The organism is Jiangella asiatica (assembly GCF_004349065.1).
Lineage (GTDB): Bacteria > Actinomycetota > Actinomycetes > Jiangellales > Jiangellaceae > Jiangella > Jiangella asiatica.
In genome coordinates this window covers 1-16955 of record NZ_SMKZ01000046.1, presented here as the reverse complement: position 1 = coordinate 16955, position 16955 = coordinate 1, and the positions used below count along the sequence as shown (strand labels likewise).

The following is a 16955-nucleotide window of genomic DNA, read 5'->3' as shown; positions in this document are numbered from 1 at the left end:
TGCCGATCGGCGCTACCTCACCGGCCACTCCCCGAGTCGCCGGTGAGGTAGGGCTGCAGCGTCGGGCCTACCTGGTCGACGACCTCGGACCGGCTCATCGCGGCGGCGTGGGAAAGGATCGCCTTCGCTGCCTCGTCCGGCGCGTCCTCCGGCAGGAAATGGCCTGCGTCGCCGACGAGTTCCTTGCGCGCCCCCGGAACAGCCGCGGCGAGCTGGTCGGCGACGTCGGGCGTCAGCCAGCCATCGCGCTCGCCCCACAGCACCAGCGTGGGCACGGCAATGTGGTCGAGGCCTTCGACGACCTCGCGAGTGTCGGCGAAGTCAACGGCCGCGACCTGGTCGATCCAGCGATGCTGTCCCGCTTTCCCCCGCCACGGCGCGAGATAGGCGTCGGCGACGTCCTCCGGCATCGGCCTGTACGTGGCCGTGCGCAAGCGCGGCCCGATCAGATCCGCGAACACGCGCTCCGGCATCGTCCGGTACACCTCGGCGTTGCGCTGCATGTGCTCGGTGAACTCGGTGTTCCACGGGCCGAGGACGGCCGCGTCGACCAGCGCCAGCCAGCTCACCGGCACGTGTTCGAGCAGGTGAGCCCTCAGCACGACGCCGCCGCCGATGTCGTGGCCGACAAGGCCCGGCGCGTCGAGCTGCCAGTGGTCGACAAGCTCTGCAAGCGTCTGCGCCTGCCGCGTGATCGACGGCGTGGCGCCGGCATCGAGCCGAGAGGCACCGAAGCCGAGCATGTCCCAGACGAACACCGTGTACTCGCGGGCCAGGGTGGGGACGACGTTGCGCCACAGGAACGACGACGCCGGTGTGCCGTGTGTGAGGATCACGGGCGGGCCGTCGCCGAACGCTCCAGCGGCCACCTCGCCGCCCGACACGCAGATGCGATCCGGCAGTTCCCAGCTGCTCATCTCAACTCCTAGCTAAGGGGTATAGTCGACTTTATCCGGTTACCCTGCTGGAGGTAAGGGTTGTACATAGATTTTAGCGATTACTCTCGCGGCGCGGTCGTGGCGACGGACCTCGTGAACACGTCGCCGATCGTGCGTGCCGCGGGAGACGCCGTTGCCGATGCGGCAGCGCTGGACGCCTTCCTTACTGCGCATGACATCCAGCGCGACACGAACGGCACGGAGCTGGCCCAGATCCATGCGCTGCGGGACGAGGTCCGCGCGGTACTGGAAACCGAAACCCAAGCCGACGCCGTCGCAGGCGCGAACGCGCTCGTGGAGAAGGCAGCCAGGGGTCCGTTGCTGAGGCAGGACGGCAATGGCCAATGGCACTGGCTGGTTGCCACCGCGCCGGAGGCTCCACTCGCGGACGAGCTGGCCGTACTCATGGGCACGGGCTTGCTCGGCACGCTGCGAAGCCTCGGGTTCGCACGGTTCCGCCCGTGCGCGTCCCCGGTATGCGCGGGCGTCTTCGTGGACACCAGCAAAGCAGGACGACGTCGCTACTGCATGCCGGACGTCTGCGGCAACCGCGTCAACGTCGCCAACCATCGCGCCCGGAAACGCCAGGAGTCGTAGGTCGCGCCGAACGTCGTGCGGCGGCGTCAGTCGGCGACGAGCACCGCGCGCAGTTCCGGGAGCGCGGCCAGCTCGCTCTCGAGGAGCCGCTGGGCGGTGGTGACGGAGTCCACCAAGGGGTGGTTGGCCAGCGCCGCCACGGCGGCGCGCCACGACCCGGACCGGGCGGCGGCGATGGTCGCCCGCTCGGTCGCCTTGACGGTCGCGACCAGCGCGGCGGCCGCCGGGTCGAGAGCGCCGGCGGCCAGCGGGTGCGCGCCGTTGCCGCCGACCAGGCAGGGCACCTCGACCACGGCGTCGGCGTCCAGGCCGGGCAGCGCCGAGCGGTTGCGGACGTTCAGCACCAGCGTGGTGCGTTCGTCCGCGGCGATCGCGCGCATCAGCTCGAGGGCGACCCGGTCGTAGCCGCCGCCGTCGAGGTCGGCGGCGTCGCGGTCGCCGACACCGGCGGCGTCGCGGCTCTCGGCCATGTAGGTGGCCTCGCGCTCGCGCCGCACCTCGTCCCACCGTCGCGCCGCGCCGCCGTCCGGCCCGGCGGCGTCGGCCGCTCCGGGCGAGTAGAACGCCTCCTGCTGCGCCATCAGGAACTCCCCGCGGGTTGCCGGCGCCGCCTGCGCGCTGCTGATCGCGTCGCGGGTGAAGTAGTAGTAGTAGAGGTACTCGTTCGGAATGGCGCCCAGCGTGCGCAGCCACGAAGCACCGAACAGCTTGCCCTCCTCGAACGAGCCCAGCGCGTCGTCGGAGGCCAGCAGCCGCGGCAGCACGTCGCGCCCGTCCACCAGCACCCGGCGCAGCCAGCCGAGGTGGTTCAGCCCGGCGTAGTCGAACCAGGCATCGGACATCGACACGTCCAGCACCCGGGCGACCCGGCGGAACAGCCCGACCGGCGAGTCGCAGATGCCGATGACGCGGTCGCCCAGCACCGAGCTCATCGCCTCGGTGACCATCCCGGCCGGGTTGGTGAAGTTGATGACCCAGGCGTCCGGCGCCTCGGCGGCGATGGTCTCGGCGATGCGCAGCGCGACCGGCACCGTCCGCAGCCCGTAGAGGACGCCGCCGGCGCCCGTCGTCTCCTGGCCGAGCACCCCCTCGGCCAGCGCCGAGCGCTCGTCGCAGGACCGGCCGGCCAGGCCGCCGACCCGGATGGCGGAGAAGACGAAGTCGGTGCCGCGCACGGCCGCGGCGAGGTCGCTCTCGACCACCAGTGCCGGCCCGCCCGCGGCCGACCGTTCGGCCAGCACCGACTGCACCGCGCGCACCCGCGCGGGGTCGGTGTCGTGCAGCACGATCGTGTCGATCCCGGAGTCGCCACCGGACAGCGCCCGGTGCACGAGAGGCACCCGGAAACCGCCGCCGCCGAGGATCGTCAACCTCATACGAGGACCACCTTCACACCGTTCTCTCGTAGCGCGTCGAGGGCCGGAGTGCCCTCGTCGGCATCGGTCACGACGACGTCCAGGGCGTCGGGCCCGCACACGGTGGCGAACCCGTTGCCGGGGAATTTGGCCGCGTCTGCCAGGAGGACCGCCTGGTCGGCCGAGGCGATCATGGCCCGGCGCACCGGGACCTCGTCCATGGTCGTGTCCATCAGCGTGCCGTCCGAGCGCACCCCGCTGGTGCCCATGAACAGCTTGTCCGCGCGCAGCTGCCGCACCGCGTCGGAGGTCAGGAAGCCGACCAGGGAGTGGTAGTTGCGCCGCACCACGCCGCCGAGCAGGATCAGCTCGATGTCGGGGTCGGGCACCAGCTCCTCGTAGACGGCCATGTTGGCGGTCATGACGGTGACCTGCCGGCCGCGCAGGTGGGCGGCGAGCCGGTGCACTGTGGTGCCGATGTCGAGCAGCAGCACGTCGCCGTCCTCGACCATCTCCGCCGCGCGCCGGCCGATGGCGTCCTTGGCCTCGTGCGCCTCGGTGGCGACGGCGGCGAACGACGGCTCCAACGACGTGCTGGCCGCCGCGCCGCCGCGCACCCGGGTGAGCAGGCCCTGCTCGGACAGCCAGGTGAGGTCGCGCCGGACGGTGGCCTGACTGACGCCGAGCCGCGCACCGAGCGTGGCCACGGCCACCGGACCCTCGGCACGGAGGATCTGCATGATGAGCTCGTACCGCCGCTGTGGAAGCACGACTGAACCATATCAGTCATCTTCGCTCATTCGAACAGCATCGGTGCGGCAACGTGCGCGGAGCTGAGCGTTCAGCAGGGCCAACGACGGGAAAATTCACGTGCGCAGCGCCACAAGCGCTCATATCTTGTCATTTGCGAGCAGCAGAACTAGTGTTCTGCCATCCACACGGGGAGGTCGGCAGTGTCCAACATCGCTCGCGATCCGTTCCGCGCACCGTCGCGGCACGACCCGCTGGCGGGGCTGCGCGGCGACGACGGCCCGGACCTCGACGTGTTCCTCACCGGAACCGTCTTCTTCGACATCGTCTTCACCGGCATGGAGGGCCCGCCGCGGCAGGGCACCGAGGTGTGGGCCGCCGGCATGGGCTCCAGCCCGGGCGGCGTGGCCAACCTCGCCGTCGCCTGTGCCCGGCTCGGCCTGCGCACCGGCCTGGCCGCGACCTTCGGCGAGGACCTCTACGGCGACTACTGCCGCCAGACGCTCGGCGTCCAGGAGGGCATCGACCTCACGTACTCCCGGTATGTCACCGGCTGGCACTCCCCCGTAACCGTCTCGATGGTCTTCCAGCGCGACCGGGCCATGGTCACCCACGGCCATCGGCCCGAGGCCCTGCGGCGCCTGGTCGACCAGCCGCCACGCGCTCGCTCCTGCTTCGTCGACCTGGGCGCCGACCGCGAGCCGTGGGTCGGCTCCGTCGCCGACGGCGGCGGCCTCGTCTTCGCCGACATCGGATGGGATCCGGAGGACCGCTGGGACCTCGGCCGGCTGCGCGAGAGCCTGACTGGCTGCCACGCGTTCTCCCCCAACGCCGTCGAGGCCATGAGCTACACCCGCACCGACAGCCCGGAGGCGGCCGCCGAGGCCCTCGCCGAGCTCGTGCCGCTCGCCGTCGTCACCAACGGCGCCGACGGGGCGGTCGCGTTCGACCGCCAGACGGGCCGCCCGGTACACGCCCCCGCGGTACCGGTGGATGCGCTGGACCCGACCGGTGCCGGCGACGTGTTCGTGGCCGGGCTCATGGTGGGTACGCTGGCGGGCTGGCCGCTGGTGCACAGCCTGCGGCTGGCGAACCTGGGCGCCGCCCTGTCCGTACGTCACTTCGGCGGCGCTCTCGCCTCACCCGGCTGGGGCGACATCGCGCTGTGGTACCGCGAGACCGGGTCGAAAGACCCGGCCCTGAGCGGCGACTACGAGTTCTTGGAGAAGATCGTCCCGGACGACGCTCTGCCGGAGGTGTCGCGAGCCATCGCGACGCTGGGCTTCCGGGCCGGGCGCTAGGACTGCACGAGCGAAAGGGCCGAGTCATGAGGCTGTTCACCAGAACGTCCACCCGATGGGGTGCGGCGGTCGCCGCCGCGCTGCTGATCGCCGCGTGCGCACCGGGCGACGACGGCGGCGACGATGACGCCACCGAGGCGCCGGCCGCCGGCGACGTCCAGACCGACGCGTCACAGCTGGGCGACATCACCTTGACGGTGTGGGACCAGGAGGTCCGCGAAGGGCAGACCGAGCAGATCGAGGCGCTCAACGCCGCGTTCGAGGAGGCCTACCCGAACATCACCATCGAACGCGTCTCCCGGTCCACCGACGACCTGCGCACCACGCTACGGCTGGCTCTGTCCGGCGAGGACGCGCCCGACGTCGTCCAGGCCAACAACGGCCGGCCGGAGATGGGTCAGTACGTCGCGTCCGGGCTGCTCACGCCGCTCGACCCGTACGCGGAGGCGTACGGGTGGTTCGACCGGTTCCCCGAGTCGGTGCGGGCGCTGGCCTCCTACAGCGACGACGGCGCCACCTACGGCGAGGGCGAGCTGTACGGCCTGCCTCAGATGGGCGAGATCGTCGGGCTCTACTACAACAAGACCAAGCTGGACGCGCTCGGCCTGGAGCCGCCGGCCACCACCGAGGACTTCGAGGCCGCGCTCACCGCGGCGCAGGCGGCCGGCGAGATCCCGATCCAGTTCGGCAACTCCGAGCCGTGGGCGGGCATCCACGAGTTCGGGTTCGTCCAGAACCAGTTCTCCGATGCCGAGACCATCCGCAACCTCGGTTTCGGCCGCCCGGGCTCGTCGTGGACGTCCGAGGACAACCTCGCCGCCGCGGAGGCCACCGTATCGTGGGTCGACTCCGGCTACTTCGTCGACGGGTTCAACGGCATCACCTACGACAGCGCCTGGCAGTCCTTCTCCCAGGGCAACGGCGTGTTCTTCGTCGGCGGCACCTGGCTGATCGCGGACCTCGCCTCCGCCATGGGCGAGGAGGTCGGGTTCGTCCTCCCGCCGGCGGGCGCGAGCGGCCAGAACCTCGTCACCGGCGGCATCAGCATCCCGTGGGCGATCCCGGCCAACAGCGACGCGCAGGACGCCGCGGCGGCCTACATCGACTTCATCACCAACTCCGACGCGATGACGGCCGTCACCGAGGCCGGCAACGTGCCGGTCATCGAGGCCGACCAGCAGACCACCGAAGGTCTGCAGGCCGAGGTGTTCGCGGCGTGGGCGCAGGCCGGCTCAGAGGATCTGATCGTCCCCTACCTCGACTACGCGACCGAGACGTTCTACGACACCATCACCGCGGCGGTGCAGAACCTCATGGGCGCCGAGGCTACGCCGCAGCAGTTCCTCGACACGCTCGAGGCGGAGTACACAGCGGCGACCGGGTCGTGACGTCGCCGGCATGACACCCGTGCAACAGATGGCCACACCGGCCGCGACCGTCAGGACCCCGTCCGGGCGGCGCGGCCGGCCGGGCGAGCCGCGCCGCGTCGCCTACCTCTACATTCTGCCCGCCGTCGCGGTGTTCGGGCTGTTCATCCTGTACCCGCTCATCCGCACGGCGCAGTTCTCGCTGTACGAGTGGGACGGGCTGGGCGCCAGCAGCTGGGTCGGTCTGGCGAACTACCAGGCGGTCTTCAGCGAGCCGCAGCTGCGTGGCGCCTTCGTGCACGCGCTCGTGCTGATCGTGTTCTACGCGGTCGTCCCGGTCACGCTGGGGCTGCTGCTGGCGGCCACCATGAGCCGGGCGCTGCTGCGCGGCCTCGGCTTCTTCCGGGTTGTGCTGTTCCTGCCGCAGGTCATCCCGATGGTCGTGGTCGCGATCGCGTGGCGGCAGATCTACGAGCCGGAAGGACCGCTCAACGACCTGCTGCGCTTCGTCGGGCTGGACTCGCTGGCCCGGCCGTGGCTTGGCGACTACGCGTGGGCGCTGCCGTCGGTGGGCATCGTCGGCACGTGGGTCGGCACCGGCCTGTGCCTGGTGCTGTTCCTGGCCGGCATGGCCCGCATCCCGCGGGAGCTGTACGAGGCGGCCCGGCTGGACGGTGCCGGCCCGCTGCGCGAGTTCGTGGCCATCACGCTGCCGTCGGTGCGCGGCGAGCTGGCGGTGGCGCTGACGCTCACCGTCATCGCCGCATTGAAGACGTTCGACCTGGTCTACGTCATGACCAGCGGCGGGCCGGGCACCGAGACAACCGTCCCCTCGTACCAGGTGTACAACAACGCGTTCCTGCTCGGCCGGGTCGGCACCGCGACCGCCCTGGCCATCGTGCTCACCGCCGTCGTGTTCGTGGTGACGGTCGTCATCAACCGGATCGGCGAGCGGGGGCAGCGGTGATCTCCCGCGGCGAGAGGATCGCCAACTATGCCGTTCTCGCGTTGTTCGCCGCTATCGCGCTGTTCCCGGTCCTGCTGATCCTGCAGACGGCGCTGTCCAACGACGCCATAGTCTCGGACGGTCCTGCATCGTCTTTCAATTTCCAGAACTTCGCCGACGCCTGGGACCAGGGCCACTTCGCCTCCTACATGCGCACCAGCGTCGTCGTCGCGATCCTCGTGGTCGGGCTGTCGACGGTGATCTCGGTGCTGGCCGGCTACGCCTTCGGCACCATGTCGTTCCGCGGCTCCGAGGTGATCTTCTACCTGATCCTGCTCGGCATCATGGTCCCGGCCGAGGCGCTGGTGGTGGCGCTCTACTTCGACCTGCGCGCGCTGGGGCTGACCAACACGCTGGTCGCCATCGTCATGCCACAGGTGGCGCAGTCCACCGCGTTCGGCACGTTCTGGATGCGGGCGTACTTCCGCACCAGCTCGCGCGAGGTGGTCGAGGCCGCGCACATCGACGGCGCCGGGCACTGGCGCACGCTGTGGCAGGTGCTGGTGCCCATGGGACGGCCGGCCGTCACCACCATGGTCGTGCTGGTCTTCATGTGGACGTGGAACGAGTTCCTCATCCCGCTGATCATGGCCACCAGCGAGAACCTGCGCACCGCGCCGCTGGGCCTGGCGTTCTTCCAGGGCCAGTACACGTCCGGGACCGCCCTGCTGGCCGCCGGCGCCACGCTCGTCGCGCTGCCGGTCGTCGTGGTTTACCTGTTCCTGCAGCGTCACTTCATCCGGGGGATGGTCGAGGGCGCCGTCAAGTAGCGGCGGCGTCCGAAGGTTGGCACCACTTTTCGAGAGGAGTCACCATGCGAGCAGCCAGGCACGCTGCTGTAGCCGCCACCGCGGCGGCCGCCCTCCTCGCCGCGACGCTCCCGGCCGCGACGGCCACCGGAGCGCAGCCGGCGGACGGAGGGCGGCCGGGAAGCGGCGACGGGAGCGGCGACGCCGTCGACCTGGACGTGCTGTTCATCGGCGCGCATCCCGACGACGAGGCCGGATCGCTGTCGGCGTTCGGCCAATGGAACGAGTTCGCCGACCTCACCGCCGGTGTCATCACGGTGACCCGCGGCGAGGGTGGCGGCAACGCCGTCGGCCTCGAGGAGGGGCCGGAGCTCGGCATGCTGCGCGAGGCCGAGGAGCGCAGCGCGGTCGCGAACGCGAACATCGCGAACGTCTACAACCTCGACGAGGTCGACTTCTTCTACAACGCCAGCGCACCGCTGACCGACGACGCCTGGGGCGAGGACGCGCTCGAGCGGGTGGTGCGGGTGGTCCGGGCGACCCGGCCCGAGGTCATCGTCACCATGAACCCGTCGCCGACGGCGGGCAACCACGGCCACCACCAGCAGGCCGCGCGGCTGGCCGTCGAGGCGTACGAGGCGGCGGCCGACCCCGAGGCGTTCCCGGAGCAGCTGTCCGAGGAGGGCCTGTCGACCTGGAGCGCCTCCCGCATCCTGCGCGGCGGCGCCACCGGCACCGGCGTCACCGGCTCGGCCTGCGAGACGGTTGCCTACGACCCCGCCGACCCGACCGACCGGGTGTTCGGCGTATGGCAGGGCCGGCAGTCGGAAGAGACCGGCGAGCTGTGGGCGCTGCGCGAGCGCCAGGCGCAATGGGAGTACGTCAGCCAGGGCTGGGCCGTCTTCCCGCCGCCGCCCACCGACCCCGAGCAGAACGGTTGCGACTGGTTCACCCTGATCGCCAGCCGCACGCCGTATCCGTCGACGACGGCGGGGCCGACAGCGGCCCTGCAGGGCGCGCTGCTCCCGGCTGAGGACGGGCTGCCGCTGGGCACTGAGCTGACCATCGACCCCGAGCCCTTCCTGGTGCTGCCCGGCGAGCCGTTCACCGCGACCGTCGAGGTCACCGCGCCGCCGAAGCGGCCCCTCGCGCGCTCGTCGCTGACCGTGTCCGCCCCGTCCGGATGGCAGGTGACGGTGGATGAGGCGCTGCCGCAGCTCATCGCGCCCGGCCGCACGGTGAGCGTCGACGCCGTCGTCACCCCGCCGGCCGAAGCCCAGGCCGGCGAGCGGGTGGCGTTGCAGGCCACGCTGAGCGCCGGCGGCGGCAGCGGCTCGAACGAGGCCGCCGTCGAGATCACGCCGACCGTCCGTGGCGACCTCGCGCAGCGGCCGGAGGCCGAGGTCTTCGCCGACTGGACCGCCGATCAGGACCTGCCCAAGCTGGAGAGCCTCATCGCGCCGATCGCCTCCGTCGGCACCGGCCGCACCCAGCCGGTCTCCGTCGACGTCACCAACGACGGCGTGGCTCCCACGTCGGGCACGGTCACGCTGGAGCTGGCCGACGGGTTCAGCGCGGCGCCCGCGTCGGTGCCCTTCACCGGCCTCGCGCCCGGCTCGACCACGACCGTGACTTTCGACGTGACGAACGACGACACCTCACTGCCCACGTCCAACCGGGCGCCGGACGGCGGGTACCCGTTCCGGATCGTCACCGAGTTCGGCGACGGCACCGACACCACGAACGCCGTCCTGGAACTGGTGCCGACGACGACGGTGCCGCAGGTCGCCGCGGAGCCGGTGCTCGACGGGGTCGCCGGCGACGGCGAGTACCCGGGCGAGGCGCTGGACACGTCGACGATGTGGGAGGGCGAGGCGGCCGAGCCGTCCGACGCGTCGGCGACCACCCGCCTGAGCTTCACCGACGACGCGCTGTACGTGCTGGTGGAGGTCACCGACGACACCCTCGGCACGGTGCTGCCGCTGGCCGACTGCAAGCGGCACTGGCGCACCGACTCCGTCGAGATCACCGTCGACCCGCGCGGAGCCTCGTCGAACACCTCGACGACGTTCAAGACCGGTATCTTCCCCACCACGACCGAGGGCGAACCGTGCTTCCAGCGCGACGCCGACAACCACCAGGGCCCCGGCGCGGAGACCGCTCCGGGCATGGAGGTCGCCTCCGTCGTGAACGAGCCCTACGACGGGTACACGATCGAGGCGAAGATCCCGTTCGACGTGCTGCCCGACGCGGTTGACCCCGCGCGGATGGGACTGAACGTGCTGGTCTACGACTCCGACACGCAGGACAAGACCGGCCAGACCCGCATCGGCTGGTCGACGTTCAACGGCGTGCAGGCCGACCCCTTCCGATGGGCGCTGGCCACCCTGCCCGGGCTGCCGGACGCGCCGTCGGACCCGGTGCCGCCGACCATGCCCGACACCGCCGCGCTGAGCATCGACTCGCCGCAGAGCATCGCGCAGTCGGCCGTCGACGGCGTCGGACTCGGCGGCGGACCGAAGCTGCCGGCCGGCACCGCGCGGCTGACGTCGGCGCGGCTCGACGGCTCCACGGTCGAGGTCGAGCTGCAGGCCGACGAGTCGGGCCGGGCGAACGTGTTCATCTGGGACGGCGACAGCGTGGTCGGCTCGTCGCAGGTGGACGTGGAATCCGGCCGGACGACGGTCGACGTCGCGGTGAGCTCCACCGACGGTGACCTGCAAGCCCTGGTCGCCTTCAGCACCGACGACGGCGCCCTCGCCCTCGCCAGCACCGTCCCCTGACCCACCTCCCTCCCTCCTCCGACTGGGAATGATCACGTTCAGCACGAAATTCCGTGTCGCACCACCCTCGCAAGCCTGGTGATGCGCGCAGAATCCTCGTGACGCTCCGGCGCCCGTGACCGATGACGGACACGGGCGCCGTTGCGTTGGACGACCAGCTCGCCGCGTCAGCTCGGGACCCGGGATTCGGCCAACCCAGACCCGCGCAGGCATTGCCCTTGTGGCCGGTGGCGGGCCGGTGCGTGCGACACCACTAGGGTTTTTCGCGCCGCACCATGCTTGCGAGGGTGGTGCGACACGGAATTTCGTGCTGAACGTGATCATTTGAGGCTCTTCTGACGCATCCGCCGCCGGAACGCGTCGCCGCGATCATCGTCGACGCTCTGACCGCCCAACCCGCGGCCGCGCCGGTTGATCGGCCGCGACGCCCGGCTGGTCGGGGTGCTCACCCGGGTGCTCCCGCCGCGGCTGGTCTACCGGATGACCGCGGCCCGCTAGGCGTTGTGCGGGGGCAGCGTCCACACCTGCCGGACCGGTTCGATGTCACCTTCCACGAACCGGCCGATGTGAGCCTGCCAGCGTGCGTTGGCCGGGTCGTCGGCCAGCGCGCGCACCGCCGCGTCGTAGTCGTCGCACTCGACCAGATGGAACAAGTCGCGCCCACTGCGCCAGATGGTCCATGCATGGATGCCGATGCGGGCGAACGTCGCCGCGAGATCGTCCGGGATCGTCTCGTGCTCGCGTTCGTAGTCCGCCTCCGCGCCCTCACGCAGAACCGAGTGCAGTGCGATGCGCATCGCGCCTCCTGTGTCGTCGTCCGTCGTCCGTCGTTCGTGGTTCGTCGTTCGTCGTTCGTCCGCAGGCATGATCGCAGCACGCGGCCGGTGCGCGCGAGATACGGTCGTGGCCATGACTCTCGCGTTCCGGACCCACGGCGAGGGTCGGCCGCTCGTCGCGCTCCCCTGGTTCGGCTTGGACGGCGCGGCGCTGGCGGCCGCCCTCGAGCCGGCCGTCTCCGGTCACGACGGCTGGCGGCGCGTCTACGTCGACCTCCCCGGCACCGGTGGCTCGCCCGGCGGGGTGCCGACCTCGGACGCCGTCGTCGACGAGGTGCTCGCGTTCGTGGACGACGAGCTCGCCGGGGAGCCGTTCGCGCTGGCCGGGTGCTCGTACGGCGGGTACGTCGCGACCGCGATGGCCCGGCGGGCCCCGGAGCGGGTGCGCGGGCTGTTGCTGGTCTGCTCCGGCGAGAAGATCATCGCGGCCGAGCGGGAGCTGCCGCCACCCGACCTGGGCGACGCCGGCGGCGACGGTGGCAGCGCGACGTCGGGCGGGTGGCTGGCCGGTGTCCCCGGACCGCTCGCCGACCACCTGGCGACGGCGCTCGGTCGCCGAACCGCGGCCGTCGCGGAGCGGGTCGCGGCCGTCATCGCCGCCGCGCCGCCCAGCGACGAGGAGTACCTCGAACGGCTGCGCTCCACCGGTTACCGCCTCTCCGACGAGGGCGAACCGTTCCGCTACCCCGGGCCGACCGCCGTCCTCACCGGCCGGCAGGACCGCGTCGCCGGGTACGCCGACCAGTTCCGCGCGCTGTCCAACTATCCCGACGCCGGGTTCGCGGTCGTCCCGGACGCCGGGCACTACCTGCCTTTCGAGCAGCCGGCCGTGTTCCGCGACCTGGTCGGGCACTGGCTGGCCCGGCTGGCCTGAGTGCCGCCGGCGGGCATCTTTCACCCTCGCGTCCGGCCGCGTTCACCGCCGCGCCGCCCGTTCCACGCCGCCGTCTGGCTTGGTGTGACGTGAGGTCACATCCCCAGGCAGGGAGCCCGATGTTCATCTCAGCGCGGGTCGCTCGGGTGCGCGCCGCACCCCTGACGGTGGTGGTCGCCGGCGCCGTCGCTTCGCTGACGGTCGCCGTCACGGTCACCCGGGCCGGCCCGATCCAGGGAGTGACCCTGCCCGATGGTCCACTCGGCCTGTGGCGCGCCGACAACGACGGACGGGGCGGGTGGAGCGTCGCGGCCCTCGTCGCCATCGCGGCGCTGACCGCGGCGTTCGTACGGCTCTACCTGCTGACACGGTCCGGCGCCGCCGGCACCCGGTTCGTCGCCGGTGCGGCCGCGGTGTGGACCGCCCCGATGCTGCTCGTGCAGCCGCTGCTCAGCCTCGACGCGTACTCGTACCTGGCGCAGGGACACATGGCGGCTCTGGGCATCGACCCGTACGCCGGCGGGCCGATCGTCTTCGGGCCCGGACCGCTGCTGGACGCGGTGGCGCCGATCTGGCGGACCACGCCCGCGCCGTACGGGCCACTGTCACTCGAACTGCTGGCGCGGCTGGCGGAGGTGGCCGGGACCGACCAGGTCCAGTTCGTCCTGCTGCTACGGGCCCTCGCAGTGGCGGGCGTGGTCGCCGGCGTGTTCGCCGCGGCCCGGCTGGCCCGGCCGGAGTGGCGTGCGACCACGGTTGCCCTGGTGGCGGCGAACCCGATCACGATCCTGCACGGGGTCGGCGGCGCCCACCTGGACGTGCTGGTCGGCGCGCTGGCAGCGGTGGTACTGCTGGCGGTGCGACGACGGATCTGGTGGCTGGCGGCGGCCGCGGCGGCTCTGGCGTTCGCGGTCAAGCTGCCAGGCCTGGTGCTGGTGGGCTACGTGCTCCTCGCGCGGTTCCGGTCGGCGGAGCTGCACCGAGTTCCCGGGACGCTCGCCGTGCTGGCGGTGTCCGTGGCGGTGGTCGTGTCGTCGTCGGCGGCCGTGCCGAACGGCTGGGGGTGGCTGAGCACCCTTGACACGCCCGGGAAGGTCGAGCACGTCTACACCGTCCCCTCAGTGCTCGCCCGGCTCGGCCACGGCGTCCTGGACATCACCGTCGGCGGCGCCGACTTCGGCCAGGTCCTCAGCTGGGCCCGGCTCGCGTGTGCGGCCGCGGGGGCACTGCTCATCGGCGCGGCGCTCCTCCGCGGCAGCGAACCGGGCCGGCCGGCCCGCCGGGCCGGCGTCCTGGTCGGCGCGGCGCTGCTGGTGCTGGCGCTGGCCGCACCGGTCATCCACGCCTGGTACCTGGCGTGGGGGCTGGCGGTGCTGGCCGCCGGCGTCGGCGTCGCCGGGCAACGGTGGCTGGTCGGGTTGAGCGTCGCGCTGTCCTTCTCCGCACTGCCCGACCCGCTGGTTCGCTGGCACAACGGCAATCTGACGCTCACCCTGGCCGTCCTGGCCGGCGCGCTGGCGGCGGCGGCGTGGTGGCTGCGCGACGATGACCGGCCGCCGGCGTCTCGTGCCAGCGGCCGGCCACGATCACCGTCGTCGACGGTGTGAGAGTCGCGCCCGCGGTGCGTCACCGCCGCGGCTTCACGCCGTTCACCGTCGACGTGTCGTAGGCCAGCGTCAGGATCGCCGAAGCGATGACGTCGGAGTTGACGTCCAGCGCCTCGGTGTTGACGTTTCCGGCCAGGTCGTAGTGGGCGCTCAGCGCGTCGTAGACGGCGTCGTCCTGGCCGTCGCCGGTGAGGTTGTCGCAGAAGCTGTGGTAGCACGGGTCGTACGCGACGTCGGCGAGGCCTGCGTACAGCGCGGCCTGCTCCTCGGACTTCACGCCCTCCGCCCCGGTGAACAGCCCGCCGGCCGGGATGCCCACGGCGATGAACGGGCCGTAGTCGGACCGGCCGGAGAACTCGGTGTCGTTGAACTCCAGGTTCCGGCGGGCGTAGATGCGCTCGAAGATGTCCTCGATCTCGAGCCCGGAGGGATGAAGCCCTCCGGCGCGGTTTCGCTGGAGTTGTCACCGTCGTAGATGCCGAACATGTAGTTGGGCGAGGCGACCATGTCGAAGTTGAGATAGAGCGCGAGGTCGTCCCGCTCCGCTTCGGTCAGGCCGGCGACGTAGTGCTCGGAGCCGAGCAGGCCGGACTCCTCCGCACCCCACCATGCGAACCGGACGGTGTTCTTGACGTTGATCCGGTTCAGCTGGATCGCGGTTTCCAGCAGTGCGGCGCTGCCGCTGCCGTTGTCGTTGATGCCCGCGCCGTCCTGGACACTGTCCAGGTGCGCGCCGGCCATGACGATGTTGTCGTCGTTGCCCTTCCGGGTCTCGGCCAGGACGTTCCAGGTGGGACGCATCTCGGAGGCGAAGTCGACCTCGACGCGAACGGTCGCGCCTGGCGTGCTGGCCAGGTCGGCGCCGGCGTCGAACGTCGCGAACACCGCCGGCACGGCCAGGCCGGTTGCGTCACCGATCATGCCGACCAGTCCGGTGCGGCCGGGCTGGCCCTCGTTCATGACGATGACGGCAGCCGCACCCGCCGCCTGCGCGTTGAGCACCTTCTGCGCGAAGCCACAGGTGCCGCGCTGGACGAGGGCGATACCGCCCTGCGGGAAGCCGGCGAAGTCGGCGGTTTCGCAGCCACTGTTCGACGTGTTGTCCGGCAGGTTCGGCGCGTCCAGCCGCAGGTCGACGGGGACCAGCTGGCCGGTGGCCTCGCCCTGCGGGCCGCCGGTGTCGAAGTCGTTGCGGATGAACTCGACACCCTCCTCGTACGTCCGCGGGTCGGGTGTGACGCGTTCGAGCTCGGAGCGTTCGTCGAAGTACTCGACTCGAACTCCTGCACCTCTGGCGTGTAGCCGGCGCGGCGCAGCTGCTCGACGATGTAGTCGACGCTGGCCTCATAGCCGGGCAGGCCGGAGGCACGGTTGCCCCCGTTGTCGTCGCTGATGTCCTGGAGCTCCTCGAGGTGGTCCATGACGGCTTCGAGCGTGACGGCCTTGTCGAGCGAGCGCAGGGTCACGTTGTCCTTGGCCGTGGCCGTGAGTGCCGGCGTCGCGACCAGGCACGTGCCTGCCACCAGCCCGGCCACGGCGATGACGGCGGATCGTCGTGTCGGTCGATTCAGCATCGTGGGCAACCTCCTGCACAGGTTCCTGGTTGCCGGCCCCCCGGCCGGAAAATGATGAGCGTGACGCTATGCGTCACGAGGCATGTACCGAAGACCCTGTGCTGTCGGGTTTACGACGGTCACCGGGCATGGTCCGTGGTGTCGAGGCCGCCGAGACGTGGCCGGATGTGGCATGACACCCTGGCAGTCGAAGTGCCCTGGATCGACGACGGCGTCCTCCACCCCACATGACCGCCCTGGGAGGTGCCGGACCTCGATGACCAACGTCGTCACCGGGTTCGCCGTCATCGTCACGATCATCGCCATCGGCTACGTGCTCGGCCGCCGCGACGTCCTTGGACCGACCGGGCCTCTGGTGCTCAGCCGGCTCGCGTTCTGGGTGGCCAGCCCGTCGCTGATGTTCCACACCGTCGCCGAGGCCGACCTCACCGCGATGGTGTCCAAGCCCCTCATCTCCACCGGCGGCAGCGTGCTCGTCGTCATGACGGTGTTCGCCGTGGCGGGCTGGTGGCGCGGGTGGAGCACCTCGTACACGACGCTCGGGGCGCTGTGCTCCGGCCTGGTGAATGCGGGCAACCTCGGAATCCCGATCGCGGCCTACGTCCTGGGGGACGCGACCTTGGTGGCGCCGATCTTCCTGATGCAGACGATCGTGATCGTTCCGGTCGCGTTGACGATCCTGGACCTGGCCGGGCACACGGCGACGGTGCCACTGTGGCGGCGCTTCCTGACGCCGCTGCAGAGCCCGGTCACCGTCGGTTCGCTCGCCGGCGTCGCGGTGGCGGCCAGCGGGGTGGCCATTCCGGAGCCGGTCATGGAGCCGTTCGTCCTGGTGGGCTCGATGTCGATCCCGGCCGTACTGATCGTTTTCGGGATCTCGCTGTGCGGCAGCTCCTGGCCGGGCCGGGGTCCTGACCGACGGCCGCTCGCCCTGGCGATGGCGTTGAAGTCGGTGGTGCACCCGGGCGCGGCATGGGCACTCGGCGTGCTCGCCGGCCTGTCGCGGGATGAGCTGCTGGCCGCGGTGGTGCTGTCGGCTCTACCGACCGCGCAGAACGCGCTGACGTACGCGATTCGCTACGGCCAGGCGACGACGCTGGTACGTGAGGCGGTGCTGGTGACGACGATCGCCTCGCTGCCGGTCCTGGTTGTCGTCGCCGCTGTGTTGCGTTGACTGGGGTTGTGTGTGGTGTGGGTGGGTCGTGGCCGGGGGTGGTG

15 protein-coding genes are annotated in these 16955 nt (G+C 71.4%); 9 read left to right on the top strand and 6 right to left on the bottom strand.

Features of this window, described 5'->3' with window-relative positions; genetic code table 11:
• Positions 1–17: 17 nt before the first annotated feature.
• A complete protein-coding gene (locus E1269_RS24500; RefSeq protein ID WP_131899487.1) occupies positions 18–917 on the bottom strand; it encodes an alpha/beta fold hydrolase in 900 nt (299 codons plus the stop codon).
• 99 nt (positions 918–1016) lie between these two features.
• Between E1269_RS24500 and E1269_RS24495 the strand changes: the two genes are divergently transcribed.
• Positions 1017–1535 (top strand): CGNR zinc finger domain-containing protein, encoded by a 519-nt coding sequence (locus tag E1269_RS24495; RefSeq protein WP_203434032.1) that lies wholly within the window; start codon positions 1017–1019, stop codon positions 1533–1535.
• Between the two features lie 26 nt (positions 1536–1561).
• Here the strand turns inward: E1269_RS24495 and E1269_RS24490 are convergent, their stop codons facing one another.
• Positions 1562–2911: a 6-phospho-beta-glucosidase gene (locus E1269_RS24490; protein ID WP_131899483.1), complete on the bottom strand. Its 1350-nt coding sequence runs from the start codon at positions 2909–2911 to the stop codon at positions 1562–1564.
• On the bottom strand, positions 2908–3660 hold the full coding sequence (locus E1269_RS24485; RefSeq protein WP_131899481.1) for a DeoR/GlpR family DNA-binding transcription regulator: 753 nt from the start codon (positions 3658–3660) through the stop codon (positions 2908–2910). The genes E1269_RS24490 and E1269_RS24485 overlap by 4 nt, the downstream gene beginning before the upstream one ends.
• A 183-nt stretch (positions 3661–3843) precedes the next feature.
• Here E1269_RS24485 and E1269_RS24480 point away from each other — a divergent pair, with 183 nt between their 5' ends.
• From E1269_RS24480 to E1269_RS24460, 5 genes are read left to right on the top strand one after another with little or no spacing between them, the layout of a single operon-like run.
• Positions 3844–4941 carry a PfkB family carbohydrate kinase gene (locus tag E1269_RS24480; RefSeq protein ID WP_239001016.1) on the top strand — a complete coding sequence of 366 codons (1098 nt, stop codon included), beginning with the start codon at positions 3844–3846 and terminating at the stop codon, positions 4939–4941.
• A gap of 26 nt (positions 4942–4967) precedes the next feature.
• Positions 4968–6329 carry an extracellular solute-binding protein gene (locus E1269_RS24475; RefSeq protein WP_131899479.1) on the top strand — a complete coding sequence of 454 codons (1362 nt, stop codon included), beginning with the start codon at positions 4968–4970 and terminating at the stop codon, positions 6327–6329.
• Positions 6330–6339: 10 nt separating this feature from the next.
• Positions 6340–7275, top strand: coding sequence for a carbohydrate ABC transporter permease (locus tag E1269_RS24470; protein ID WP_203434031.1), 936 nt, complete (start codon positions 6340–6342; stop codon positions 7273–7275).
• Positions 7272–8084: a carbohydrate ABC transporter permease gene (locus tag E1269_RS24465; protein WP_131899477.1), complete on the top strand. Its 813-nt coding sequence runs from the start codon at positions 7272–7274 to the stop codon at positions 8082–8084. The genes E1269_RS24470 and E1269_RS24465 overlap by 4 nt, the downstream gene beginning before the upstream one ends.
• A gap of 44 nt (positions 8085–8128) precedes the next feature.
• Positions 8129–10846 (top strand): sugar-binding protein, encoded by a 2718-nt coding sequence (locus E1269_RS24460; protein ID WP_131899476.1) that lies wholly within the window; start codon positions 8129–8131, stop codon positions 10844–10846.
• A 494-nt stretch (positions 10847–11340) separates the two neighbouring features.
• Here E1269_RS24460 and E1269_RS24455 read toward each other — a convergent pair whose 3' ends face one another.
• The gene (locus E1269_RS24455) at positions 11341–11643 is read right to left on the bottom strand and encodes an L-rhamnose mutarotase (RefSeq protein WP_131899474.1); all 303 of its coding nucleotides are present in this window, start codon (positions 11641–11643) and stop codon (positions 11341–11343) included.
• Positions 11644–11755: 112 nt separating this feature from the next.
• Here E1269_RS24455 and E1269_RS24450 point away from each other — a divergent pair, with 112 nt between their 5' ends.
• Positions 11756–12556, top strand: a complete 801-nt coding sequence (locus E1269_RS24450) for an alpha/beta fold hydrolase (protein ID WP_131899472.1) — start codon at positions 11756–11758, stop codon at positions 12554–12556.
• Positions 12557–12675: 119 nt separating this feature from the next.
• A complete protein-coding gene (gene mptB / locus E1269_RS24445; RefSeq protein ID WP_131899470.1) occupies positions 12676–14163 on the top strand; it encodes a polyprenol phosphomannose-dependent alpha 1,6 mannosyltransferase MptB in 1488 nt (495 codons plus the stop codon).
• A 19-nt stretch (positions 14164–14182) separates the two neighbouring features.
• Here the strand turns inward: mptB and E1269_RS24440 are convergent, their stop codons facing one another.
• Together E1269_RS24440 and E1269_RS33590 are read right to left on the bottom strand one after the other, a co-directional pair.
• Positions 14183–14482 (bottom strand): zinc-binding metallopeptidase family protein, encoded by a 300-nt coding sequence (locus E1269_RS24440; RefSeq protein WP_338033591.1) that lies wholly within the window; start codon positions 14480–14482, stop codon positions 14183–14185.
• Complete coding sequence (locus E1269_RS33590; protein ID WP_239001017.1) at positions 14437–15273, bottom strand: M20/M25/M40 family metallo-hydrolase; 837 nt, start codon at positions 15271–15273, stop codon at positions 14437–14439. Before E1269_RS33590 ends, E1269_RS24440 begins: the two co-directional genes overlap by 46 nt.
• A 720-nt stretch (positions 15274–15993) precedes the next feature.
• Here E1269_RS33590 and E1269_RS24430 point away from each other — a divergent pair.
• Positions 15994–16911 (top strand): AEC family transporter, encoded by a 918-nt coding sequence (locus E1269_RS24430; RefSeq protein ID WP_131899466.1) that lies wholly within the window; start codon positions 15994–15996, stop codon positions 16909–16911.
• The last annotated feature ends 44 nt before the right edge of the window (positions 16912–16955 follow it).

What these genes read in the sequence shown, in the direction of transcription:
- E1269_RS24500 (WP_131899487.1), bottom strand. Translation starts at nt 917, where the DNA reads ATGAGCAGCTGGGAACTGCCGGATCGCATCTGCGTGTCGGGCGGCGAG.
- E1269_RS24490 (WP_131899483.1), bottom strand. Translation starts at nt 2,911, where the DNA reads ATGAGGTTGACGATCCTCGGCGGCGGCGGTTTCCGGGTGCCTCTCGTG.
- E1269_RS24475 (WP_131899479.1), top strand. Translation starts at nt 4,968, where the DNA reads ATGAGGCTGTTCACCAGAACGTCCACCCGATGGGGTGCGGCGGTCGCC.
- E1269_RS24470 (WP_203434031.1), top strand. Translation starts at nt 6,340, where the DNA reads ATGACACCCGTGCAACAGATGGCCACACCGGCCGCGACCGTCAGGACC.
- E1269_RS24460 (WP_131899476.1), top strand. Translation starts at nt 8,129, where the DNA reads ATGCGAGCAGCCAGGCACGCTGCTGTAGCCGCCACCGCGGCGGCCGCC.
- E1269_RS24455 (WP_131899474.1), bottom strand. Translation starts at nt 11,643, where the DNA reads ATGCGCATCGCACTGCACTCGGTTCTGCGTGAGGGCGCGGAGGCGGAC.
- E1269_RS24450 (WP_131899472.1), top strand. Translation starts at nt 11,756, where the DNA reads ATGACTCTCGCGTTCCGGACCCACGGCGAGGGTCGGCCGCTCGTCGCG.
- mptB (WP_131899470.1), top strand. Translation starts at nt 12,676, where the DNA reads ATGTTCATCTCAGCGCGGGTCGCTCGGGTGCGCGCCGCACCCCTGACG.
- E1269_RS24430 (WP_131899466.1), top strand. Translation starts at nt 15,994, where the DNA reads ATGACCAACGTCGTCACCGGGTTCGCCGTCATCGTCACGATCATCGCC.